24 protein-coding genes and 1 pseudogene are annotated in these 22,596 nt (G+C 65.9%); 10 read left to right on the top strand and 15 right to left on the bottom strand.

The window, feature by feature from the left end:
• Positions 1-4 precede the first annotated feature (4 nt).
• Positions 5-412 (bottom strand): hypothetical protein, encoded by a 408-nt coding sequence (locus tag BRW65_RS13195; RefSeq protein ID WP_244168081.1) that lies wholly within the window; start codon positions 410-412, stop codon positions 5-7.
• Positions 413-595: 183 nt separating this feature from the next.
• Between BRW65_RS13195 and BRW65_RS13190 the strand changes: the two genes are divergently transcribed.
• The 3 genes from BRW65_RS13190 (at position 596) to BRW65_RS13180 (ending at position 3,389) form a co-directional block, all read left to right on the top strand.
• A complete protein-coding gene (locus BRW65_RS13190; protein WP_073875271.1) occupies positions 596-958 on the top strand; it encodes a hypothetical protein in 363 nt (120 codons plus the stop codon).
• Between the two features lie 76 nt (positions 959-1,034).
• Positions 1,035-2,063, top strand: coding sequence for a hotdog fold thioesterase (locus BRW65_RS13185; protein WP_073875269.1), 1,029 nt, complete (start codon positions 1,035-1,037; stop codon positions 2,061-2,063).
• 120 nt (positions 2,064-2,183) lie between these two features.
• On the top strand, positions 2,184-3,389 hold the full coding sequence (locus BRW65_RS13180; protein ID WP_073875267.1) for an amidohydrolase family protein: 1,206 nt from the start codon (positions 2,184-2,186) through the stop codon (positions 3,387-3,389).
• A gap of 104 nt (positions 3,390-3,493) precedes the next feature.
• On the opposite strand, the gene BRW65_RS13175 is transcribed toward BRW65_RS13180, so the two are convergent.
• The 5 genes from BRW65_RS13175 to BRW65_RS13155 are packed head-to-tail and all read right to left on the bottom strand — an operon-like array spanning position 3,494 to position 6,888.
• Positions 3,494-4,483, bottom strand: a complete 990-nt coding sequence (locus BRW65_RS13175; RefSeq protein ID WP_073875265.1) for a toluene hydroxylase — start codon at positions 4,481-4,483, stop codon at positions 3,494-3,496.
• Between the two features lie 3 nt (positions 4,484-4,486).
• Positions 4,487-4,798 carry an MmoB/DmpM family protein gene (locus tag BRW65_RS13170; RefSeq protein ID WP_139273064.1) on the bottom strand — a complete coding sequence of 104 codons (312 nt, stop codon included), beginning with the start codon at positions 4,796-4,798 and terminating at the stop codon, positions 4,487-4,489.
• On the bottom strand, positions 4,798-5,133 hold the full coding sequence (locus tag BRW65_RS13165) for a Rieske 2Fe-2S domain-containing protein (protein WP_073875261.1): 336 nt from the start codon (positions 5,131-5,133) through the stop codon (positions 4,798-4,800). The genes BRW65_RS13170 and BRW65_RS13165 overlap by 1 nt, the downstream gene beginning before the upstream one ends.
• Positions 5,126-5,371: a toluene-4-monooxygenase system B family protein gene (locus BRW65_RS13160; protein ID WP_073875259.1), complete on the bottom strand. Its 246-nt coding sequence runs from the start codon at positions 5,369-5,371 to the stop codon at positions 5,126-5,128. Before BRW65_RS13160 ends, BRW65_RS13165 begins: the two co-directional genes overlap by 8 nt.
• Before the next feature lie 5 nt (positions 5,372-5,376).
• Positions 5,377-6,888 carry an aromatic/alkene/methane monooxygenase hydroxylase/oxygenase subunit alpha gene (locus BRW65_RS13155; RefSeq protein WP_073875257.1) on the bottom strand — a complete coding sequence of 504 codons (1,512 nt, stop codon included), beginning with the start codon at positions 6,886-6,888 and terminating at the stop codon, positions 5,377-5,379.
• Between the two features lie 336 nt (positions 6,889-7,224).
• On the opposite strand from BRW65_RS13155, the pseudogene BRW65_RS32905 reads away from it, so the two are divergent.
• From BRW65_RS32905 to BRW65_RS13140, 3 genes and pseudogenes are all read left to right on the top strand, one after another.
• Positions 7,225-7,302 (top strand): annotated as a pseudogene (locus tag BRW65_RS32905) (carbonic anhydrase); the annotation flags it as partial.
• Between the two features lie 59 nt (positions 7,303-7,361).
• Positions 7,362-7,898 (top strand): MarR family winged helix-turn-helix transcriptional regulator, encoded by a 537-nt coding sequence (locus BRW65_RS13145; RefSeq protein ID WP_244168080.1) that lies wholly within the window; start codon positions 7,362-7,364, stop codon positions 7,896-7,898.
• Between the two features lie 231 nt (positions 7,899-8,129).
• Positions 8,130-10,097: a SpoIIE family protein phosphatase gene (locus BRW65_RS13140; RefSeq protein ID WP_073875245.1), complete on the top strand. Its 1,968-nt coding sequence runs from the start codon at positions 8,130-8,132 to the stop codon at positions 10,095-10,097.
• Here the strand turns inward: BRW65_RS13140 and BRW65_RS13135 are convergent.
• From BRW65_RS13135 to BRW65_RS13110, 6 genes are all read right to left on the bottom strand, one after another.
• The gene (locus BRW65_RS13135) at positions 10,094-11,335 is read right to left on the bottom strand and encodes an acyl-CoA dehydrogenase family protein (protein ID WP_073875243.1); all 1,242 of its coding nucleotides are present in this window, start codon (positions 11,333-11,335) and stop codon (positions 10,094-10,096) included. The genes BRW65_RS13140 and BRW65_RS13135 overlap by 4 nt on opposite strands.
• A complete protein-coding gene (locus BRW65_RS13130) occupies positions 11,332-12,474 on the bottom strand; it encodes an acyl-CoA dehydrogenase family protein (protein WP_073875241.1) in 1,143 nt (380 codons plus the stop codon). The genes BRW65_RS13135 and BRW65_RS13130 overlap by 4 nt, the downstream gene beginning before the upstream one ends.
• 89 nt (positions 12,475-12,563) lie before the next feature.
• Positions 12,564-13,535 carry an alpha/beta hydrolase gene (locus tag BRW65_RS13125; RefSeq protein ID WP_073875239.1) on the bottom strand — a complete coding sequence of 324 codons (972 nt, stop codon included), beginning with the start codon at positions 13,533-13,535 and terminating at the stop codon, positions 12,564-12,566.
• A 143-nt stretch (positions 13,536-13,678) separates the two neighbouring features.
• Positions 13,679-14,836: an amidohydrolase family protein gene (locus tag BRW65_RS13120; RefSeq protein ID WP_073875237.1), complete on the bottom strand. Its 1,158-nt coding sequence runs from the start codon at positions 14,834-14,836 to the stop codon at positions 13,679-13,681.
• Positions 14,833-15,879: an amidohydrolase family protein gene (locus BRW65_RS13115; RefSeq protein ID WP_073875235.1), complete on the bottom strand. Its 1,047-nt coding sequence runs from the start codon at positions 15,877-15,879 to the stop codon at positions 14,833-14,835. The genes BRW65_RS13120 and BRW65_RS13115 overlap by 4 nt, the downstream gene beginning before the upstream one ends.
• Positions 15,876-16,235 (bottom strand): Rieske (2Fe-2S) protein, encoded by a 360-nt coding sequence (locus tag BRW65_RS13110; protein WP_084187814.1) that lies wholly within the window; start codon positions 16,233-16,235, stop codon positions 15,876-15,878. The genes BRW65_RS13115 and BRW65_RS13110 overlap by 4 nt, the downstream gene beginning before the upstream one ends.
• Before the next feature lie 150 nt (positions 16,236-16,385).
• On the opposite strand from BRW65_RS13110, the gene BRW65_RS13105 reads away from it, so the two are divergent.
• Together BRW65_RS13105 and BRW65_RS13100 are read left to right on the top strand one after the other, a co-directional pair.
• Positions 16,386-17,612 (top strand): cytochrome P450, encoded by a 1,227-nt coding sequence (locus BRW65_RS13105; RefSeq protein ID WP_073875231.1) that lies wholly within the window; start codon positions 16,386-16,388, stop codon positions 17,610-17,612.
• 9 nt (positions 17,613-17,621) lie between these two features.
• Positions 17,622-18,779, top strand: coding sequence for a Zn-dependent alcohol dehydrogenase (locus BRW65_RS13100; RefSeq protein ID WP_073875229.1), 1,158 nt, complete (start codon positions 17,622-17,624; stop codon positions 18,777-18,779).
• Positions 18,780-18,796: 17 nt separating this feature from the next.
• Here BRW65_RS13100 and BRW65_RS13095 read toward each other — a convergent pair whose 3' ends face one another.
• Positions 18,797-19,294 carry a cupin domain-containing protein gene (locus BRW65_RS13095; RefSeq protein ID WP_167374038.1) on the bottom strand — a complete coding sequence of 166 codons (498 nt, stop codon included), beginning with the start codon at positions 19,292-19,294 and terminating at the stop codon, positions 18,797-18,799.
• A 94-nt stretch (positions 19,295-19,388) separates the two neighbouring features.
• Here BRW65_RS13095 and BRW65_RS13090 point away from each other — a divergent pair, with 94 nt between their 5' ends.
• Both BRW65_RS13090 and BRW65_RS13085 read left to right on the top strand, forming a co-directional pair.
• Complete coding sequence (locus BRW65_RS13090) at positions 19,389-20,786, top strand: FAD-binding oxidoreductase (protein ID WP_073875227.1); 1,398 nt, start codon at positions 19,389-19,391, stop codon at positions 20,784-20,786.
• Between the two features lie 91 nt (positions 20,787-20,877).
• Complete coding sequence (locus BRW65_RS13085; protein WP_073875225.1) at positions 20,878-21,432, top strand: TetR/AcrR family transcriptional regulator; 555 nt, start codon at positions 20,878-20,880, stop codon at positions 21,430-21,432.
• Here BRW65_RS13085 and BRW65_RS13080 read toward each other — a convergent pair.
• Both BRW65_RS13080 and BRW65_RS13075 read right to left on the bottom strand, forming a co-directional pair.
• Entirely contained in the window at positions 21,404-22,156 is a 753-nt protein-coding gene (locus tag BRW65_RS13080; protein WP_073875223.1) for an SDR family NAD(P)-dependent oxidoreductase, read from the bottom strand. The genes BRW65_RS13085 and BRW65_RS13080 overlap by 29 nt on opposite strands.
• Positions 22,153-22,593: a VOC family protein gene (locus tag BRW65_RS13075; RefSeq protein WP_084187811.1), complete on the bottom strand. Its 441-nt coding sequence runs from the start codon at positions 22,591-22,593 to the stop codon at positions 22,153-22,155. Before BRW65_RS13075 ends, BRW65_RS13080 begins: the two co-directional genes overlap by 4 nt.
• Between the last annotated feature and the right edge of the window lie 3 nt (positions 22,594-22,596).

The raw sequence follows: 22,596 nt of genomic DNA, 5'->3' as shown, positions 1-22,596 counted from the left end.
AAACTCAGCCCACCGCCGTTATCCCGGCGTTGGATATGGTGAAGCCGCGACCCGAGGCCACAGTGCACGTGACGCCGTCCGTCTCGGACCGGCAGCTGAACGGCCCCGCTCCTGCCGTGTTTCCGTACCCGAGGCTCGGCGTGCCTTCGGGCGGGTTGGCCAGACACCCCTCACCGGTGCAGCGCGACAGCACGCCGGCGGCATCCATAGTGACCGACTGCGGCGGAGAGATGCTGAAGCAGAACGCCTCGTCGGGGATGCCCCGGCGCTGGTAGTCGATTTCGCAGCTGATGTTGCGCGAGGGAGACAGGAAGGCCACATAGTTGTCCTGGTCGGCGGCGGCGGGCGGCGCGGACAGGACGGTTCCGACAGCCAGCAGGGTTACCGCGGTAGGCAGGGCATTGCTCGACACATCCCAACCGTGCCACAGCGGGCCCACCGGCGGAGTGATTTATTCGATCGGCTCGTCGCCGAGGACGGGGTGCGCAGCACGCCGGTGCACTTGCCGGCTTCGGTTGCTTTCGCGCCGTAATTGGGATCGGTAACCGAAGACGGACGCGAGACTTTCGCCAATCACACAGCGAAAGGAAGCGTCTTGAAGAACACCCGCACGTGGAAGAAGGTCCTTGCCGGCGCACTGCTCTCGGGCGGCCTGGCGGTCACCGGCACCGGGCTCGCCGCGGGCCCGGCCCAGGCTGACAACCCGGACTGGGGCCCAGCGCACCAGTGGTGCCCGGGGCAACCCCTGCCGGCCACCGGCAACCACGTAACCGACCCGTTTCGGGGCTGGGACATGAACGTGTGCCACACCTACTACTACCTGTGGCCCGGGATGGGCAACGTGTCCAGCATGATCTGGGACGGGGACAACCCGCCGCCCAAGCCGCCGCCCCCGCCGGCCCTGATCAACAAAGACAACTGCCAGCAGATCCTCGGGATTTTCTGCCCCAGGGCATAGGCGCCCGCCGGCCGGGTGGGCGGTAACCTCATTCTCATAGCGCGAGCACCGCGCCGAGGAAGGGGACGAAGCGCTGATGGCCGACCTTGGCGACGACGTCGGAGTGACACGCGGCGACCGCTTCATCAAGACGGCCGTCGAGATCCTCGGCGAAACCGGGCGCACCGACTTCACGGTGCAGGAGGTCGTCGCCCGGTCCAAGACCTCGCTGCGCGCCTTTTACCAGCATTTCAGCAGCAAGGATGAGTTATTGCTGGCGCTGTTCGACCGGACCATCGCCCACTCGGTCGAGGCCTGGCGCGCCGAGACCGAGGGGCTGGACAGCACCGCGGCGCTCAAGCTGGTGATCGACCGCATCGGCCAGCAACCCGAATCGAGCACCCAAGACAGCCTCAATCGTGCATTGACCCTCTACAACCAGCACCTGGCCGAGACCCGTCCCCGCGATTACGCCCGGGTGCTTTCGCCCCTGCATCGACTGATCCACGACATCGTCGGACAGGGCATCACCGAGGGCGTCTTCGACCCGGGGCTGGACGTCGGGGCGGCGTCCGCGATCGTCATGCAGGCGGTGATGGGCGCGCAGCGATTGCATTGGCTGGGAACGGAATTGGTCGGAGCCCCGGTCGACGTCGGACACCTGTATGAGTTCTGCAGTCGCGCCCTGGGCATTCGTGACAGTGGCGAAGAAGCGAGCTCGCCATCGCTGGCCGAGCTGTTCGCCCAGATCGGCATGCGGCCGGGCACCCGCAACGGCGAATTCGCGATGACGATGCCGGTCAGCCCGGCCGTCGTCAACACTTCGGGCGCGTTGCAGGGCGGCCTGATCGCGACGCTCGTCGACGTGGCGGGCGGCCACTTCGGCCTGGGCTACCTGCAGCCGGACACCACGATGACGACGGCGGACCTCTTCATTCGTTACCTGCGCCCGATCCGGCAGGGCTCCGCGTACGCGGTGCCCCGGATGCTGCGGTCCGGGCGGCGGGCGATGGTGATGCAGGTGGACATCTACGGCGACGCGGACGAGCTCGTCGCGACGGCGACCGTGAATTTCGCCGTCATCAACGGAACGACGCCGGAGCTGCCCAGCTGGCCGGGCACCTAGGCGCCGAGCGTAAGGCCAGTGTGACGACCGGGCCGCTGGCAGCGCTACACGCGGCGAGCAGTAGGTGGTAACGTCATTACCACCTACTGAGAACCCGAGATTTGTCCCGAGGAGATCGCCATGCCGTCTCGCGAACTTTCCTTCCCCGTGTTCGACGCGGACAACCACATGTACGAGCCGCAGGAAGCGCTGACCAAGTTCCTGCCGGAAAATCGCAAGCGCGTCATCGACTACGTCCAGGTACGCGGTCGCACCAAGATCGTGGTGCGCGGCCACATCAGCGAATACATCCCCAACCCGACGTTCGAGGTGGTGGCGCGCCCCGGCGCGCAGGAGGACTACTTCCGCAACGGCGCGCAGGGCAAGACCTACCGCGAGATCCTCGGCGAGCCGATGAAGGCCATCCCCGCCTTCCGTGAACCGGGCGCGCGGCTCGAGGTCATGGACGAGCTCGGCATCGACTACGCCCTGATGTTCCCGACCCTGGCCAGCCTGGTCGAGGAGCGCATGAAGGACGACCCGGAGATGACCCACGACGTCATCCACGCGCTAAACCAGTGGATGTACGAACAGTGGTCGTTCAACTATCAGGACCGCATCTTCGCCACCCCGGTGATCACGTTGCCCATCGTCGAACGGGCCCTCGAAGAACTCGAATGGTGCCTGGAGCGCGGTGCACGCACGGTCCTGGTGCGCCCGGCGCCGGTGCCCGGCTACAAGGGCAGCCGGTCGTTCGGCCTCGAAGAGTTCGACCCGTTCTGGCAGGCCTGCATCAAGGCCGAGCTCCCCGTGTCGATGCACGCCTCGGACAGCGGCTATTCGGAGTTCGCGAACGTGTGGGAACCCGGCGACGAGTTCCTGCCGTTCAAGCCGACCCCGTTCCGCAGCTTCGTGATGGGCCACCGGCCGATCCTGGACGCGATGGGCGCCCTGGTATGCCACGGCGCGCTGTCCCGCAACCCCGAGCTGCGGATCCTGTCCATCGAGAACGGCGCCGACTGGGTGCCGGATCTGTTCCGGGGCCTCAAGGGCGTCTACAAGAAAATGCCGCAGTCGTTCAGCGAGGACCCGATCGAGGCGTTCAAGCGCTGCGTCTACATCACCCCCTTCTGGGAGGACCGGTTCACCGAGATCGTCAAGATGGTGGGTACCGACCGGGTGTTGTTCGGCTCCGACTGGCCGCACCCCGAGGGCCTGAAGGACCCCATTTCCTTCGTTGACGAGCTGACCGACTTCGACGAGGCGGACGTCGCCAAGATCATGGGCGGCAACCTGATGAAACTCATGAAGGTGTCCGCGCCGGCGAAGAAGCCCGTCTCGGCCTGACCGGTCAGCGAGTCAGCCTGCAGCGCTTGCGGTTGCTTCGCCGATGCGGCCGTCGACGAACCGTCGCGCGGGTAGGGCTCCCTCGTGCGGCTGGCGGATAGCCCTTAGTCCGCCCATTGCGCGGTGAATGCGGCAACCGAGTCGGCGACGCGCCGACGGGCCGCCGCGGGGTCAGCGAAGGCCTCGGTCAGGCCGTCGACGGCGCGGTCCACCAGTGGCCGCCACGTTGCCGCCCAACCGTCGATGATTGCGCGGTTGCCGGGATTGGCGGCGATCGCGTAGCGGGCCAGGGCCGCGCTCCAGGCTCGGCTGCGGGTGGTATCGACGCGCGAGTCCTGCAGCAGGGCGGCGGTCAGGCCGTCGCCATGGTCGTTGGCGAGATCGACGAACGCTTCCTTGAACAGCGCGTCGAGTGCCGGCTTGACCACCAGGTTGAGCGCGGTGAACGCCTCACCCCAGTCGTAAGCCAGCAAGAGGCGTTCGAGGTTTTCGCGGGCGGGCTGCCACACCGAGTCGGTCTCCCAAATCCGCCGCGTCGCTTCGGTGTTGGCCAGGTGCGCGCCGTGGGCAAGCGACAACGATTTGGCTCGGTACGCGGTCCATTGCAAAGCCCGCAATTCGTCGGCGGCTTGGAAGAACGCCGCGTTGGTGACGTAGGCGCTGGGCGCCAGTTGGCCGACGTAGAGGCTGGTGATCTGCAGAACGTGAAACAGGTAGCGGGCGGGCACGTAGATGCGGTTGAGCGTCTCGACCCATTCGAAGCCAAGATTGGTGTCGTGGTCGAGTGCCTCGTAGTGGTCGACGACTCCCTCGGCATAGACCTCGCGGTCGTGTTGCAGCGCGATGTAGCGACGGTAGTTCAGTGCGGCCGGATCGCGAAAGCCTTCCCAGCTTTCGGCTTGCAGCGGTGAACCTTCGCGATGTTTGAGGTACCAGCGGTTGATCGCGCTGTCGGGGTCCAGGTCGAAAGGGGCCGGCTTGCGGTTGAAGTGGTAGTGAAACTGGCCGGTGACCGCCTCGTACTCGGTCGGCTTGCGCCGGCTGTCGCCGGCGATACTCCACGTCTTGAGCGGCCGGGGTGCCGCGGTGGTCATTCGTTAATCCTCTCGGTCCAGGTACCAGTGCAGTTCGTCGTCGCCGACGTAGCGAATCCGGCCGGCGAAACCCGCGAGGGCCGGCTCAAGCGCCGCGAGCGGGAAGGATTGCCCCGCAGCGGTTTCCAAGCTGGCTCGCGTGACGCGCAGAAATCGAGGTGCGTGAATGCGCACATAGCCGGCGTGGTCTTCGACGGTGATCGCGGCGCCGGGATTGTCGATCTCGATGGCCTCGCTGAGGGCCGACACGATCTCGGGATCGAAGCCCCGCACGATGGGACCTACCAGCTTGGCCTGCTCGGCTGCTGCGGTCATCATTGGCTCCATTCTTCGGTGAGCGACACCACGATTTGGTCGCCCTCGCGACGCACCGCGTGACTCCGCAGGCGGCAAGAGTTGGGGTTGATCCCGGCGCCCGTCGAGAGGTCGAATTCCCAGTTGTGCGCCGAACACGTCAGGACGTCGCCATCGACGTCGCCGTCGGCCAGCGGGAAACCCGCGTGCGGGCACAAGCCATCGAAGGCACGGATCTGTCCGCTGCGTAAGTGCGCAAGCAGGATCGGCCGATCACCGACGAAAAACTCTGCGATCTCACCCTCCCACAGGTCGTCGACGGTGGCGACGGGAATCCAGGTCGGGGCGCTAGTCATAGAAGGCCTCGACGTGGTCGAGTGGGCCGACCCCGGACGCGCCGATGACCGCCTGCGGGTCCAGAATAATCCCGTTGTGCCGCAACCGGATCGGAGCGTCACGGCGGGCCACCCGGTGCCCGACGACATGGTGTGCGATCGCCGCGCCGACGGCATCGACGGTGTCGGTGTCGTCGACAGGGATCAACAGTTCGAGAACGTCGCCGTCAAACAAGGCAGTCAGCGGGAGCAGCGCCATGGCCTTCAGCCCTTCGATCCGTTGGTTGATCCGTTCAGCGCCGCCCAGCTGTATCCGTCGGCGTCTTGGCCCTGCTCATCGGCCGACAGACCGAAGTACCGCAGCACCGTGCCCAGATCGGGCGGGCTGATCTCGCCGGAGAGCACGCGGTCGATCAGCGACTGGTGTCCGGCGAATCGGTCGGGCCGCTGGGTGAAGATCCACCGGCACGGCTCGGAGCAGAACAGGTATTTGCGGCCGTTGTGCACATGCGTGAGCGGCGCTGGATCGGTGTGGGCTCCGACGATCACCCCGGCGGCGCGAACGATCGGCAGCTGGCACAGATTGCAAGTGATCGGAAGCGTCTCGGGCAGGGTCGCCGCGATATCGCCGTTGCGAACATTGTCGGTGATGACGTCCCAGAGTTTGCCGAAGTCACGGTTCCAGCCGGGGTACTTCTCTTCCAGCCAGAGCCGCTCGGCCTCAGATACCCCGGCGTCCGGGTTCCACCACACCGTCGGCCGGTAGTACCACACGCCGAGGTGGATGGCGTGGTGATACCACGTCAACTCGTTGATGAACTCATCCCAATACCAAGGGAATTCGAGTCCGTAGTCGCGGAATTGGTCGGTGAACTGTTTCACCACCCAGTCCTCGATGAACTCCTTGAAGCTCATCCGGCGGCTTTCCAGCGGGGTGTAGTAGTCCATCGACAGACCGGTCAGCAGTGCAAAGATTCGCCACGACCGCCAGAACATGTGGTCGATGAGGAACTGTCCCCACTCGGCCTCACCGTTGTCGATGAGCACCTTGATGGTCGGCTCGCCTTGTTGGGCATGGCGGGCCTCATCGGTTTGAATCGAGCTGATCAATGCGCCGAACTCCAAGTCACCCACGTCGATGGCATCGGCGGCCATACCGAGGAACTGCAGGTTGGTGAAACCGGTCTCCAGCGTGAAGGTCAGCTGCAAAGCGATCGATAACGCGTCGTTGGCGACGAACATGTCGTCGAACAGGTAACGCACCGCGAGGACGATCCAGTCATTGGTATGGAAAGCCTTGAGCGCCCAGTCCCCTCGCGGCTCTTTGTCGAGTAGGCCGTAGGGAAAGAACGCCTGGATCTGACCGTGGCGAACCTCGTCAAGGGTGCCGAACGTCGCGGTGTTGCGCCAAGCGGCAGAGCGGCCGAAGCGCCCCATCCTGGCCTCGCCGATGGACGCCAGGTATTCGGGCATCGTAATCGCGCCGTAATGCGCGACGATCACCGATTTCCAGCCCGGGTCGAGTTTGTCGAACAGCTTCGAGCGCCCGATCGCGTTCTTCAGCGAATAGGTGGTGGTGTCCTTGGTCACCTGGTTGTGGACGTATTCGCGGTAGCCGATCTTGTACGGCTCGTCCCACTTGAGCCAGCCCTCGGAGGAGACCCGGTGCGTCCCGGAAAGCTCTTCGGGGAAAACCTCGTCTTCGGTGACGTAGCGGAACGTCCAGTTGGTGTCACGGGCGAGGTCATACCAATCGCTGCGGGAGAGTTTCGGCATCTGTCGTCCTCGGTGTGGCTGCGTGTGAATCGTCTTGGACCGCGTGGCTGACGCGATCGGCACCTATGCTCCCTCACATGTCGAGGAGTCCTAAGCTTTACAATCAGGCTGATTCACATCACTCATCCGGCCCAGTCACCGGGCATACGATCCAGCGCGAACAACCAGCCGACAGCAAGCGGACAGGAGAACGTCCGAGTGAGCGTCACCGAGGAGTGCCTCGCCAACAGCGGTGCCTGCGCGCGCGGGTCCACCGGACAACTGCCGCTGCCGCCAAGCGAGCATGTCGCGGTGGTTGAATGCGTCGACGCCTACCGCGGGCTCGGCCTGAAAGAGGACGTGACCAAGCATGAATCGTTGCGTGGCTTCGTGTTTGAGGTGGCCATCGGCAAGCTGAACGAGGTCACGCCCTGAAGCCCGGAGAAGCACGCCACCGCAGTCTCGACTCGAAAATCGTCGCGGCCCTCGACCGCGTGGGGGATGCTCTGCACGTGCTGGCCAGGCGAGCAGCGGAAGCACACGATCTGTCGAGCACCCAGATGCGGGTATTGATCTGGCTTTTCGTTGGGCCGCCGCCCGCCGCGCGCAGCACCGCCCTGGCTCGCGAACTCAACGTCGCCGACCCCACCATCAGTGATGCCGTCGCCGCGCTCGTCCGCAAAGGCTTGGTCGTGCGCAGCCTCGATCCGGACGACCGACGCCGGCACCACCTGACGCTCACCCAAGCCGGCCGCAAGACCGCGGCCGAACTATCCCGCTGGACCGCCCCCGCCGAGATCGCTACATCCAAGCTGGACCGCGTCGAGGCCGAGCAGTTGCTGGACAGCCTGCTGGTCGTCATCGCAAAACTGCACGGGGCGCAACTCCTTCCGGTGGTGCGCGCGTGCAGCACATGCGCGCAATTAGAGACCACCTCGGGGAAGTCGCGAAGCTACCACTGCAAGTTCTACGACACGCCTATGCACGCCAACGACCTCCGCGTCGACTGCGCCGACCACGTCAACAGCTAGCCACTCGTTCCGGGGCGTTCGAAACACCCGTACCGATCCTGTGCGAGCCGGCCCGGTGGAGTTGCCGCTTCGGACCGGGACGCGGAATCGCCGCACGCCACGCTAGGAAACCGTTGCACCGAGCACGGAGCCGACATTGCTACTCTTGATGTCTGTGTCTGGCGGTGCTTAGCACTTTTGGGTCAGCTTGCGGGACTCGGTCCGAGAAAGGGTCCGTAGGAGGGACGACCAATGGCGCCCGAGAGAGACTGGGACAAGACCGTGGGTGCGGCCGACGACGTGCGCCGCGTTTTCGAGAGTGTCCCTGCGCTGTTGGTCGGCCTCGACGGGCCCGACCACCGATTCGTCGCGGTCAACGCCGCCTATCGCACGCTCAGCCCGCCGATCGACAGCATCGGGCTGCTGGTGCGGGAGGTCTATCCCGAGCTGGAGAGCCAACAGATCCTGCAGATGTTCGACCGGGTGTATCAGACGGGCGAGCCGCAGTCGGGGACCGAGTGGCGGGTTCAGGCCGACTTCGAGGGCTCGGGGTCTGCGCAAGAACATTTCTTCGACTTCATCGTCACGGCGCGGCGCGATGACGACGGGTCGATCGAGGGCGTGCAGCTCGCCTTCGTCGATGTCACCGATCGAGTGCGGGCACGGTTGGCCGCCGAGTCGCGCATGCGGGAGTTGTCCGAGCGCTACCGCAATGTCCGGGACTCGGCGATCGTCATGCAGCAGGCGTTGCTGGCGCCGTCGGTGCCCGTCATTCCCGGCGCCGACGTCGCCGCCGAGTATCTGGTCGCCGCGCAGGACACCGCTGCCGGCGGCGACTGGTTCGATGCGATTCCCCTCGGGGACCGACTGGTGCTCGTTGTCGGCGACGTCGTCGGCCATGGCGTCGAGGCGGCTGCGGTCATGTCGCAGTTGCGCACCGCGCTGCGGATGCAGATCTTGGCGGGGTATCCGGTCGCCGAGGCGCTGGCCGCGGTTGACCGCTTTCGCGAACATGTGCCCGGGTCGAGGTCGGCCACCGTGTGCGTGGGATCGCTCGACTTCAGCACCGGCGAATTCCAGTACTGCACCGCAGGGCACCCGCCGCCATTGCTGATCAAGACGGAGGCCGACGCGCGCTACCTCGAGCCGTCCGGCGCCGGCCCGCTCGGCAGCGGCACGGGCTTCCCGGTACGCACCGAGTTCCTCGACGTCGGCGACGCGATCATGCTCTACACCGACGGCCTGATCGAACGCCCCGGGCGGCCGCTCATGGCCAGCACTGCCGAATTCGCCGACTTGGCCGCGCACATCGCCGCCGGCCAGGGTGGATTCGTCATCGAGTCCACGGCACGGCCGATCGACCGGATCTGTTCGGAGACTTTGGAATTGCTGCTGCGTTCGACCGGCTACAACGACGACATCACGCTTCTTGCGGCGCAACGGCGCACGCCCCCGCCGCCGCTCCACATGACGCTGGACGCCACGATCCACGCCGCACGCACCGTGCGCTCCCGCCTGCGTCAGTGGCTTGCCGACGTCGGCGCCGCCGCCGAGGATATCTCCGACATCGTGCACGCGATCTCGGAATTCGTCGAGAATGCGGTCGAACACGGTTACGCCACAGAAGTTTCCGACGGGGTGGTCGTGGAGGCGTCGCTGGCCGGAGACGGCAACCTCTACGCTGCGGTCGTCGACCATGGGCAGTGGAAGGATCACCGGGAAGGTGAGCAGGGCCGCGGCCGCGGCCTTGCCATGGCCGAGGCCCTGGTGTCACACGCGCATGTCAGCCACGGGCCCGGCGGTACCACCGCCCGCTTGACGCACCGCCTGTCGCGGCCGGCCAATTTCGTCACCGACACGCTCGTCGGTCGGGGAGATCAGCCGAAATCGGTCAACTCCGAGTTTGTCTCCTTGGTCGCCGAACCCGGCCGCATCGTGGTCAGCGGTGACGTCGACTCCACCACCGCATCAACCCTGGACCGCCAAATCGCCGTCGAAAGTCGTTCCGGCGTAGCACCATTGACGATCGATCTCAGCGCCGTGACGCACCTCGGTTCAGCCGGTGTCAGCGCACTGGCCGCCGCCCGCGACCGCGCGCAGCGACAGGGCAGCGAGTATGTTCTGGTGGCCCCGCCGGGAAGCCCGGCGCACCACGTCTTGTCGATGGTGCAGCTCCCCGTCGCCGGTGGGCTCGCCGAGAACCTCGTCGCGGAGGCCTAGGGGCGGTCGGAACGCTGGCCGTGCCGCACCTGCTTGAACGGCACACCGCGGTCGGCCGCGAACTCGCGCGGGAAGCCCAGCACCCGCTCGCCGATGACGTTGCGCGCCATCTCCGTGGTGCCACCGCCCATCGCGACGGTCTGGCGGGCTAGGTAGCGCAGCCCGGTTTCCAGCCCTTCACCGGGCTCGCCGACGACGCCGGCGCTTCCCGCGATCGCCATGGCGGTGTCGACATTCACGAACACGGTCTCGGCGTGGAACAACCTGATGAGCGTGCCGCCGGCGGGCGGCAGCGTGCCGTCCCGGACGCTGCGGTAGACGTGGCCGACCAGCTGCTCGGCCACCGCGCGCTGCACCAGTGCGCGGCCGGCCAGTTGCTCCACGCGTTCGTCACCGGCCTGGCCCGTCTTATCAATGAGGCTCACGAAGTCCACCGGTGTCGTGTTGCCGCCCTCGCTGCCGCTGCCGCTGGCGAACTCGGACCCTTGACCCACCGCCCGGCGCTCGTGGTACAGCTGGCGAGACGCCACCGCCCAGCCACCGTCGACCTCGCCGACGACGGCGTCGTCGCCGACATCCACCCCGTCGAGGAACTCCTCGCAGAACTCGGTGGAACCGCTCAGCATCGTGATGCGGCGCAGGGTGATTCCCGGGTGGGCGATGGGCACCAAGAACATGGTCAAACCCTCGTGCTTGGGCACGTCCCAATTGGTGCGGGCCAGGCACAGCCCGTAGTCGGCGGCGAACGCGCTGGTGCTCCACGTCTTGGCCCCGTTGAGTATCCAACGGTCGCCCTGACGTTCGGCCCGGGTGATGACCCCGGCCAGGTCGGATCCGCCGCTGGGCTCCGACAACAACTGCACCAGCACCTCGTCACCGCGCAGCGCCGCGGCAATGTGCCGCTTCTTTTGCTCCTCGCTGCCGGTGTCGAGCAATGTGGCACAGCAGATAGTGAACGTGGGGGTGTTGAGGATCAGCGGCATCTCGTAGGTGAGGGATTCCGCATCGAAGGCCTGCTGATACTCGTAGTCGAGCCCGAGGCCACCGTACTCGCGGGGAAAGCAGATCCCGGCGAATCCGCCTTCGTACAAGCGCTTTTGGAGTTCTCGGGCCCGAACCCACGATCGTTCGTCGTCGCGCGGGGCGGGCGGGGGCGACTCGGGATCGACGGGAGGCATGTTGTCCGCCAGCCATGCCCTGGCCCGGGCCGCAAAGTCGGCAACGGATTCGGTCGTCATGGGTTCGAGCGGCCCGCCTTCTCGTGTTCGTACACCCGCAGGTTGTGTTCCTCCGGCGTCCCGAACATGGAGCGGTACAACGTGACCCTGCGCAGGTAGAGATGCAGGTCGTGTTCCCAGGTGACGCCGATGCCGCCGTGCATCTGGACGCAGGCCTGGACGATTTGGCCGGCCATCTCACCCACGTAGGACTTGGCGATGCTGGCCGACAGTCCCGCCCCGGGCGAGTTGGCCGCGACATCGGCGACCGCCGCGGTCGTGGTGGCGCGGCAGGCCTCCAGCCACAGCTTCATGTCGGCGAACTTGTGCTTGAGGGCCTGGTAGGACGCCAACGGGCGACCGAAGGTGTGCCGATCCAGCGCCCATTGCACTGTCAGGTCGAATACCGTCTGCAGGATGCCGACCACCTCGGCGCACTGCAGGATCTGGGCGATCTGCGCCTGCCGGTCGACGAGCGCGGCGGTCTCGGCGGCGGTGCCGACGGCAGCGGACGGCTCGACCACCACACCGTCGAAAACCACCCGGGCGTATTGCTTGACCATGTCGACGGACTGCTGCGGCACGATCGTGACACCGGGCGCGTCCGTCGGCACCAGAAACTGGCGCAGGTCGTCACCGCAGCGCGCCACCACCAGCAGCACGGCGCTCTGCGCGCCCGCCTCGACCCGGTCCTTGGTGCCGTCGATCCGGTAGCCGGATTCGGTGCGGGTGGCCGTCACCGACGGGTCCAACGGAGCCCATCCGCGACCGGGCTCCGAAACCGCCCAGGAGGCCACGGCTTCGCCAGACATCAACGCCTCGATGGTGGCGATGTGCGGCTGCCGGTCCGCACACTCGACGAGCGCGGCCAGCACGACGCTAACCGGATACAAGGGTCCGGGCGCCACCGTCTTGCCGAGCTGTTCGGCAACCAGTGCCAGATCCGCCAAACCGCTGTCCGAAACGCTGCCGCCGCCCAATTCCTCCGGGACCAGCAAGCTCGTCCAGCCGAGGTCCGCGGCGCGCCGCCACCACGCCGGGTCGAAGGCCTCCCCCGCGGCGTGCAGCTCGCGCACGCGGCGCAGCGGCGCTTCCTTTTCCAGGAAGGCTTGGGTTGTCGAGGTGAACAGCGTCTTTTCGGGAGAGTCGAGTGTCGTCATGCTGCCTCTCGTGGAGGATTTGCCGGCGTCTCGATGGTAGCAACGAGTACTACGGTAAGAGCTACCGGAGTCCCCTCGATAGCGTACCGCTACATGGCGAACACACGGCGTAACGAGCGCGCATGCAAGGCCCGGTTCTCCTGAGAAACAACCCAATCGGGAACCAAAGAGTCGAACCCGTTGAATGCCGCTGCGATCACATGTAATTCGGTGTGCACGTAGGCATGCAACAGCCTGTTCGCGTAATCGACGGCCTCGTCGCGGCACGGATCGATCTCCGCACAGCTGATGAATGTGGGCGGCAGGCCCTCGAGGTTCGCCCGGTGCGCGGGCACGTGTTGACCGTTGGCCCTGGCGTGCCCGAGGTAATGACCCCATGCCCGGCTCACCGCCGGCCCGTTGAGACCCGGGGTGCGCTGGAACTCGCGCCGCGACTGGGTGGCGTCGGAGTCGAGCATCGGCTGGTGCAGGATCTGCACCAGGATCTGCGGGCCTTCGTCATCGAACATCCGCTGACTCAGGCCCGCGACCAGCGCCGCGCCCGCATCGCGTCCCATCACTGCGATGCGGTTGACGTCCACGTTCAGCTCGGCGCAATTCCGGATGGCGTAGTAGAAGCCGGCCTCGACGTCGTCCAACGCCGCCGGGCACGGGTGCTCCGGCGCGAGCCGATAGTCGACCGATATCAGCAGGCAACCGCCTTGTCTGGCCAGCTCGACGCATGGCGCGTGATCGGTGTCCAGGTTTCCGGTCACAAAGGCTCCGCCGTGGGCGTACAGGACAAGGGGTGATCCCGTCTCGGCTCGCTCGAGGTTGGGACCTCGATAAAGACGAAGATTGAGCTGGTGGCCGCCCGGGCCGGCGATGGTGCGGGTCTCGATGGCCACATCGGCGGTGTCGACTGCCGCGGCGCGCTCGGCGGCGAGTCGGCTGGCGTGCTCACGTTCGGCGGGCAGCGTCTCGGTGCGGAATTCGACGACGCCCAGTGCGGTGGCGGCCTCCCGGAGCACCGGATCGATTCGGGTAAGGCCCTGCGGGCGCGTCAGATTCGTTTGCGTCATACCTCTCAGCTTCCGGGCTCGTCAGGCGGGCTCGTCCTGTCCCGGCGCGGGACGTGCCGGAAACCCTCTTCAAGGTAGACCTGTGATTCCGTGTGGTGAAAGACGAGGTGCTTGCCGACCGAGCTTGGGCCACCGGCCCCGACTCAGCGTTCCCCGGGGAGCGCCTTGACCGTCGCCGGTAGCCCATACAGAGCGGTCGCGTTGCCGCGCATGATCCGTTCGCGCTGGTCGGCCGGGAACCGGTTGATCGCGTAGGACGGCGCGTCGTAGCTCCAGTGCGGGTAGTCCGTCGAGAACATCAGGTTGTCACCCAGGTTCATCATCTCCAGGTACTCCCGGAACTGCACGGTGTCGATGTCTTCCAGCGGCTGGGTGGTGAACCGAACATGTTCGCGCACATAGTCCGACGGGCGGCGGCGCACGTGCGGCAGGTCGCCGCGGCGGGCCTCCCAGATGCGATCCATCCGCGACATGACCGGCATGGCCCAGGTGAAGCCGCCTTCGACGAACACCACCCGCAGGTCGGGGTGGCGGTCGAACGCGCCGTCGAACACCAAACTCATCAGGTGCGAGACGTAGAGCAGTGGCCAGGAGGCGAAGAAGTCATGCCAATGTGCCGGATTGCCAACCGGATACAGCGGGATGAGCTCGAAGGGCGTCTGTCCCATCAGGTGCGTGGCCACCGGGAATCCGTTGCGGGCCGCGGCCTCGTAGAGCGGATCGAAATGTGGGTTGCCAAAGGGAATTCCGCGCGTCTGGGGCGTCATCAGCACTTGGGCCATGTAGGGATGTCCCGCCCAGCGTTCGACCTCGCGCGCCGCGTGCTCGGGCGTCTGCGCGCTGACGCTGATCGATCCGCGCCACCGGCCGTGTCGGTTGTTCTTGTCGAGCCAGACGTCGGCGAGCCAGTCGTTGTAAGCGGATTTGAGAGCGTGTTCGGCTTGCGGCAGCTGGGCGTCGCACATCGGCTCCAACGTCGCGATGCTGACGCCGGCATCGAGCAGCAACTGCTTGGCGGCGAATTCCGGGTCGCTGCCCGCGACCCCACCGTTGGGCGGGGCGGCGTCCAGCCGCAGCGACATCGTCTTGTACGAGTCGGGTGTGTCGTAGAAATGCGGCACCGGGGCGACCGCGTTGCCGGTCGGCCAGATCTTGTCCACCCATTCGGGCGCCGCGTAGGACTTGAGCACCTCGGTCGAGACCGGCAGCGGGTGCACGTCGGTGTCGACGATGGTGACCGCTATTTCGTCCTCTTGGCCCCTAAACGAGTCAGCAGGGTCGACCCGCTCGATCGTCGTCATCGGACACGCTCCTTCAATCCGTAAAGCTCGCTGGCATTTCGCCACAGCACCTTCTCGCGTTGCGCGGCCTCGAGGCCCTCGGCAACGCTCTCGGGTGGCGACGTGGACCAGTGTGGATACGCCGACCCGTACATCACCAGGTCGGACTTGTCGGTGAACTCCATCCAGCGCTGCGCGTCGGCGGCGTCGGTCGGCCCGTCGAACGCCGAAGAGCAGAACCGCACGTGGCCGGGCAGGTATTCACTCGGATAGCGGTCCACCCACGGGGTCTGGTCCCGCATCGAAACCCAGAAGGTATCGAGGCGCCAGATCAACGGGGTCAGGATGTCGTAGCCACCGTCGGCGAAAACGAACTTGAGGCCGGGATGCCTGCCGAACACACCCTCGACGATGAGGGTGGCCAGGTGCACGAAGTAGTTCAGCGGCATGAATGCCGCATATCCCGGATAGGTGTGGGCGTGCCCGGCGAAGGTGGGCGGGTAGTCGACGCCGTTGCCGCCGTTGATGTGCACCGCCACCGGCAGCCCATGGGCGGCCGCGGCCTCCCAGATCGGCTCGAACATCGGCTTGCCGTACGGCTCGCGCGACTGCATCGGGACGCCGACCTGCACCAGTTTGGGGTGGTCGGCCAGCCGCTCGATCTCGGCGACGGCGCCCTTGGGGTCTTCCGGGTTGACGCGGATGGTGCCCCGGAACCGATCCGCGGAGTCGGGTTCGAGCCAGCGGTCGAGCAGCCAATCGTTGACCGCCGCGCAGATGCGGCTGTTGAGCAGGTAGTCGGCGATGTTGCCGCGGGTCAGCGGGTTGAGGATGGCGTACTCGACACCGTTTGCGAACAGGTGCCGGCTGACCGTCTCCGGATCCGATCCCGGGTAGTGCTCCCCATAAAGGTCTTGCCGGTAGTCCCCGCCGGGCGCCTGGTACCACTGCTGTTCGACGTCGGGAATCGACCGCAACCGGTGGGCGGGGGGTAGATAGCGCCGTATCTCCGCGTTGTAGCGGAAATGCGGTTGCACGTTGGCGTCAATGATCGTGCGGGTCATGCGGTCAGGTACACCTCCCCGTCGGTGACGTCGACCGGGTAGGTGCGGACGCGGCGCTTGGGGTCGGCGAGGTTTTGCCCGGTGGTGATGTCGAATTCCCAGTTGTGCCAAGGGCATCGGACGATTTGACCGTCGCGGACGCGGCGCAGCCCACCGGGTTCATTCGGGGCGTACTCGTTGGTGCCACCGATCAAACCCAGGCACAGCGGGGCGCCCTCATGGGAGCAGTAGTTGACGATCGCGTAAAGCTCGCCGCGCACGTTGTACACGCCGACGCCGAATTTGCCGACGTCGACCAGCTTCATCTGGCCGGGCGGCAGATCGTCCAGCGCGCATACGAATCGCCGCTCAGGCATTGCCTCACCGCCTTCGACGCCACGCAGCATCAATACTGTGCCCGTTACGGTAACCACGACAAGCCCCGTTGGGCTTACTTGCTATTTATACTATGATAGCGATATTCCCAGCGTACCAACCCGCTTACCGGCTGCCCAGGAGGAGCGCTGATGACGCTCAGCACCGACCCCGCCAACCAGCCCGTCACCCTCGATTTCACCGGCGAAACCAGCCCCTACCCGTTCTTCGAGTACATGAGGCGTACGGACCCGGTCTGGCACGGCGCCCTGGCGGACCACTCGCAGATGCCGGAAGAGCTGCGACCGAAGGACGAGTGGGTGCTGTTCGGTTATGACCCGCTGTTCCAGGCGTTCCGCGACGACCGGATTTTCAGCTCCCACAAGTACGACGAGACGATCGGCTTGGTGATGGGCCACACCATCCTGGCGATGGGCGGCAAGGAACACCACGATCACCGCAACCTGGTGGCCAAGGCGTTCCGCGCCACCGCGCTGGAACGCTGGGAGCCGTCGGTCATCGGACCGGTCTGCGATCAACTGGTTGACGAAATCAAGAACGACGGGCAGGCGGACCTCGTCAAAGCGGTGACGTTCGAGTTCCCGACCCGGATCATCTCCACGCTGCTCGGCCTGCCCCCCGAGGATCTCGACCTCTTCCGACGGTTGTCCCTCGACCTCATCTCCATCCCCACCGACATCGTCGCCGGGCTCGACGCCGCCGCGGAGTTGCACGGCTACTTCCTCGATCAGGTCGAGCAACGGCGGCGCAAACGCACCGACGACATCATCGGGGATCTGGTGGCCGCCGAGATCGACGGCGAGAAGCTAAGCGACGAGGCCATCATCGCGTTCCTGCGCCTGCTGCTGCCCGCCGGGCTGGAGACCACTTACCGTTCGTCGGGCAACCTGCTGTACCTGCTGCTGACCCACCCCGAGCAGCTGGCGCTCGTCTACCAGGACCGGTCGTTGATCCCGATGGCCATCGAAGAGGGCCTGCGCTATGAAACCCCGCTGACCATGGTCATGCGGACCACGACCGAAGAGGTCGAAATCGGCGGCAAGACAATCCCAGCCGACGCGCAGATCGACATGTGCATGGGCTCGGCCAATCGCGACGAGAGTCGCTGGAGCGATCCGAATACCTTCGACATCCGCCGGCCGCGCCAGGCGCACATCGCATTCGCCGGCGGCATCCACATGTGCCTCGGCATGCATCTGGCCCGCCTTGAGACGCAGGTGATGCTCAACAGCCTGTTCAATCGCGTTAAGGATCTGGCCTTCGTGGCCGACGACGGGACCGGCCAGGAGTCCAAGATCGTCGGGCTTACCTTCCGCTCCCCCAACAAGCTTCCAGTCACCTTCTCCCCGGTCGCATAGGGAAGCCGCTTGAAAACTAGAGGAGCGCTCCTGCACGACGTCGGCGGGCCGTGGTCGGTCGAGGAGTTCGAGCTCGACCCACCCCGGGCCGGCGAAGTGCTGGTCGAGATGGCGGCCGCCGGGCTGTGCCACTCCGACGACCACATCCTCAACGGCGACATGTCGGCACCCAACGACGTGATGCGTTCGCTTGGCCTGCCGACGATGTTTCCCACGATCGGCGGCCACGAGGGCTCCGGCATCGTGCGGCAAGTAGGCGAGGGGGTAACGGATTTCGCGCCGGGAGACCACGTGGTGATGTCGTTCGTGGCGGTGTGCGGGCAGTGCCGCTGGTGCGCGACGGGCATGGAGTACATCTGCGACGTCGGGGCTTTCACCCTGACCCCGGGGATGCCGACCGACGGCACCTTTCGTCATCACACCGCTGACGGTCGGCCGCTGGGGCATTTGTCCAAGATCGGGGCGTTCGCCGAACACACTGTGGTGTCGACGAATTCGCTGGTGAAGATCGAGCCGGATCTGCCGCTGGCTCCGAGCGCGTTGCTGTCATGCGCCATTCCGACCGGCTATGGTTCGGCCGCCAATCGTGCCGGCGTGCGCGGCGGTGACACCGTCGTCGTCATCGGCGCCGGCGGAATAGGTACGGGCGCGATCCAGGGCGCGCGGATCAGCGGCGCCGCACAGATCGTCGCCGTGGACCCGGTGGACTTCAAACAGAAATCGGCGCTGCAGTTCGGGGCGACCCACAGCGTCGCCACGATCGCCGAAGCGCAGGACCTGGTGCGCGGGCTGACGTACGGCGTGATGGCCGACGCGGTGGTGGTCTCGCCTTCGTTGATCACCGCCGCCGACGTCCGCGACGCGCTGCAGCTCACCCGCAAGGGCGGGACGTGTGTGCTCACCGGAATGACGTCGCAGCTCACGCGGTCGGTGAAGATCGACCTGCAGGACTTCATCCTGATGAACAAGACGCTGGCCGGAACGATATTCGGCTCGTGCAATCCGAGGGCGGACATCTCCCGGCTGGCCCGGCTTTATCAAACGGGGCAACTTCAGCTCGACGAGATGATCACCAAGCGCTATCACCTCGACGAGGTCAACGACGCCTACGAGGACCTGCGCAACGGCAGAATCATTAGGGGCATCATCGATTTCGGGATCGAGTGAATCACCGCCGGTCGAGATCATCTGCAGGCCCGCGGTGGGTCAGTCGCCTCCGCAGGTGACGTGCCCACCGGATCGATCAACAGCAACTCGAGCACTACCGGGGTCGTTCCGTGATTGCGGCCATCGTGCACATGGGTCGGACCACTGAGCTCAATAAACGAGTCGCCCGGCCGGTAGATGCCGTCGACGGTGCAGTCGTTGCCATAGTGGTACAAGGTTCCTTGCTTCACCACCGCGAGCACGGTGCCCCGATGCCAGTGCCAACCTATGGCACCACCGGGGGCGATCGTGGTATCGCGAACGACGAATGTTCTTCCCTCGCCTGAAGTTTGCGCTACCACTTCGTAGTCCACGCCGGCAGGTGAGTTTGCACCCGATCCGATCAGCGCGTAGGCGAGCCACGCCGCGACGGCAAGCAGCGCCGCCGAGGAGATGAGATTCCGGACTATCGCTCCGGCAAATTCGTTCTCATGCCGATTTAGTCTGTGCCACACGCGTCGCATTCCGCGATACATCCCAGCCTCCTTTCTTGTGACCGGGTCCATAATCGCCTAGCCGAAAGATCGGTATGGTGATACCGTATCACGGTACCTGTCGAGAGGATCTGCCATGGCAGCATGGGGCGACAAACTTTCTGAACTGCAAGCGGCCGTACAGGGTCCGGTCGAGACGGAGAGGACCTTGGGCTACACGCAGGAAGTGGCGGTCTTCAATACGGCGGTGCAGCATCGGCCCGCCGTCGTGGTGGGTGCGGCCAGTGCCGGCGACGTGTCGACGGCGGTGAAGTTTGCGGCGCGCCATGGCCTCAAGATCGCCGTCCTCAATACCGGGCACGGACCATCGCTCGCCTCCGACGGCGACACGCTGATGATCACCACGAAGAGGATGTCCGGCATCGCGATCAACGCCGAGACTCGCTTGGCGCGAGTCGACGCCGGCGTGCGGTTCGGGGCGCTGGTGGAAGCCGCCGCCGAGTACGGACTGGCACCGCTACCCGGATCGTCGTCCGGCGTCGGCGTCGTCGGCTACACCCTCAGTGGCGGCGCCAGTCTGACGATGGGACGCAAATACGGTTGGGCCGCCGACCATGTCACCCGCATCGACGTGGTGACCGGCGACGGCCAGCTGCGCCGGGTGTCCCCGCACTCCGAAGCCGACCTATTCGGCGCATTGCTGGGCGGCAAGGGCAACTTCGGGGTCGTGACGGCGATGGAGTTCTCCCTCTTTCCCGTGACGACGCTCTACGCGGGATCCATCTTCTACTCGGGCCGGCACGCCCGCCAGGTACTGGACGCCTACCGGGAGCTCACGGCCACAGCGCCCGACGAGCTGTCGACGAGCCTGGCTCTGCTGAACCTGCCTCCACTGCCCGGCCTTCCGTCCTTCATGCAGGGCCAGTTGACCATCTCACTGCGCGTCTCCTTCGCCGGAGATGGTGCCGTGGGCGCCCGGCTGATCGATTCGATGCGCCAGGTCGCGCCCGCGCTGGCGGACACGGTACGAAGCATTCCCTACACCGAATTCGCGTCGATCAGCAACGATCCAACGGACCCGGCGGCGGCGGTCGAACACTTCGGCCTCCTCCGGGAGCTGACCCAAGACACCGTCGCCGCGATCGTCGATGTCGTCGGGCCAGACTCCGGCAGCCCCATCAACATCGTTGACATCCGACACCTGCAAGGCGCGTTCGGCAGGCCGGCGCCGTTCCCCAACGCCGTTGGTGCGCGGCACGCCGCCTTTGCCTTCTTCGGTCTGACCATCGTGCCACCCGGGCACAAACCGGTGCATCACATGCACTGCGGTTCCGAGCTTCTCACAGCGCTGAAGCCGTGGCTGCACGAGATGGCCAGCCCCAGTTTTCAGGGCCCCAGCGACGCGACGGAGGAACGCGCACGGAAGGCCTACGATCCCGAGGTGTACGACAGGCTCAGGGTGGTCAAGACGAATTACGACCCGCACAACAGGTTTCGCCTCAACCACAACATCCCGCCCCACGGCTCGGCGTGAATGCGATTGCAATCTGTCGGTATAGCCGTACCATATGCCCATGACTATGCAGCGGCGAACTCGCAGGGCGGGCGGAGCGCGTCGAGTCGAGGTGACCGAGACGGTCGCAACCGTCTTGGCCGAACGTGGGTACGAGAACACCCGCTTCGCCGATGTCTCGGCGGCCAGCGGTATGGCCATCAGCACGCTGCAAAATTACTTCGGCTCGCGTGAGGACATGCTTATCGAGGCCATCAGGCACGCCACCGAAGTCGAGGCGGTCGCGCTCGAGGCCGTCGCCGAGGCTGAGCGAGATCCGTGGAATCGCCTGGTTACCATGATCGATCGAAACCTCAACACTCCTCTGAGCAATCACCAATTGTTAATTGAGGTCTGGCGTTCCAGCATGCGCGATGCGGAATTGCGTGACTACAGCGAAGAGGGCTGGGCGCGCTACCGCGCACCGTTCGTGAACGCGGTGACCGAGGGTCGCGACTCGGGGGCCTTCGCGCCCATCACCAGCCCCGATGATGTCGTCGACCTGTTACTGGTCTGGCTTGCCGGCGCCATGGTTCCCCGGACCTTGCACTTTCGAAACCCGACGGCGGATAAATTTCGGACCGCGCTGCTGCGCCAAGTCACTCTGATGCTGGGTCGAGCCGGCTAAGCCTGCGCACCCGCTGCAGTTGGCCGTAGGCGTCGATGGGGCTGTGCAGCGCCAGGCCGCCGTCGGCGTGCACGACTTGGCCTGTCACCCAGGGCAACTCGAGGACGCCCACGATCGCCCCGGCCACGTCGTCGGCCTCTCCCAGCCGGCCGAGCGCCGTGCGTTCGGACAGGGCGTCCACCCAGCCTGGCAGTTGTTCGGGTTTGGCGAGCATGGGTGTGCGGGTGACGCCCGGCCCGACGGCGTTCACCCTGATGCCGTGCACGCCCCACTCGGTGGCGGCGACCTTCACCAACATGTCCACCCCCGCCTTCGAGACGCAGTACGCGCCCATGTCCCGGTCGGCGACCGTGCCGCTGATGCTGGACACCGCGACGATGGATCCGCCCACCCCCGCGTCGACCATGGCCCGCGCCCCCGCGCGGATCGTCAGCCAGGTGCCGGTGAGATTGACACCCAACACCCGATTCCATTCCGCGGGTGACTGTTCGAGCAGCAGGCCCGAGGCACCGACTCCGGCGCAGGTGACGATCCGGGTGGGCGCACCGTGCTCGCGCACCGTTCGTTCCATCGCGGCCGACACCGCGGCGGGATCGCTGACGTCGCAGCTGATGTCCGCATCGGCGAGATCCCACACGACGACGTCGTGACCCGCGGCACGCAACCGGCCGCCCACTTCACGCCCGATTCCGGATCCGCCACCGGTGACCAGCGCGGTGCTCATTTCGCGCGCCCGATCAGCTCAACGAGTACCCCGTCCGGCGCTTCGATCACCGCCATCGCGACGGTCCTTCCGTCCGGGGCCACGACGTCGATGCGCCGCACGCCGTCGGTGAAACCCAATGCGGCCAAAGCGGCGAGCGTTTCGTCGACTTCACGCTGCAGTGACAGCAACATGAACCCGTGCCGTAACGAGGTCGAATCCGGCAGTGCCTCAAGGGCACCGGCCACCTCCACCAGTTCGACAAACCCGCTGCCCGATGCCTGCGGATCGCCGACGAACACCGATCGCAGCCGATCGCTCCCGGCCCCGAACAGTTCCGGCCAATCGCCGACGAAGTCGTAATCCATCAACTGGCTCAGTCCCAGGCCTTCGCACCAGAATCGAAGTGACCGTTCGACATCGGAGGTGCAAATCGCCGAATGATGCACACCTAACATGGG

Origin of the sequence: Mycobacterium paraffinicum, assembly GCF_001907675.1 — a bacterium.
GTDB classification, from domain to species: domain Bacteria; phylum Actinomycetota; class Actinomycetes; order Mycobacteriales; family Mycobacteriaceae; genus Mycobacterium; species Mycobacterium paraffinicum_A.
The sequence above is the reverse complement of the archived record's forward strand: the minus strand, read 5'-3'. Positions and strand labels throughout refer to the sequence as shown.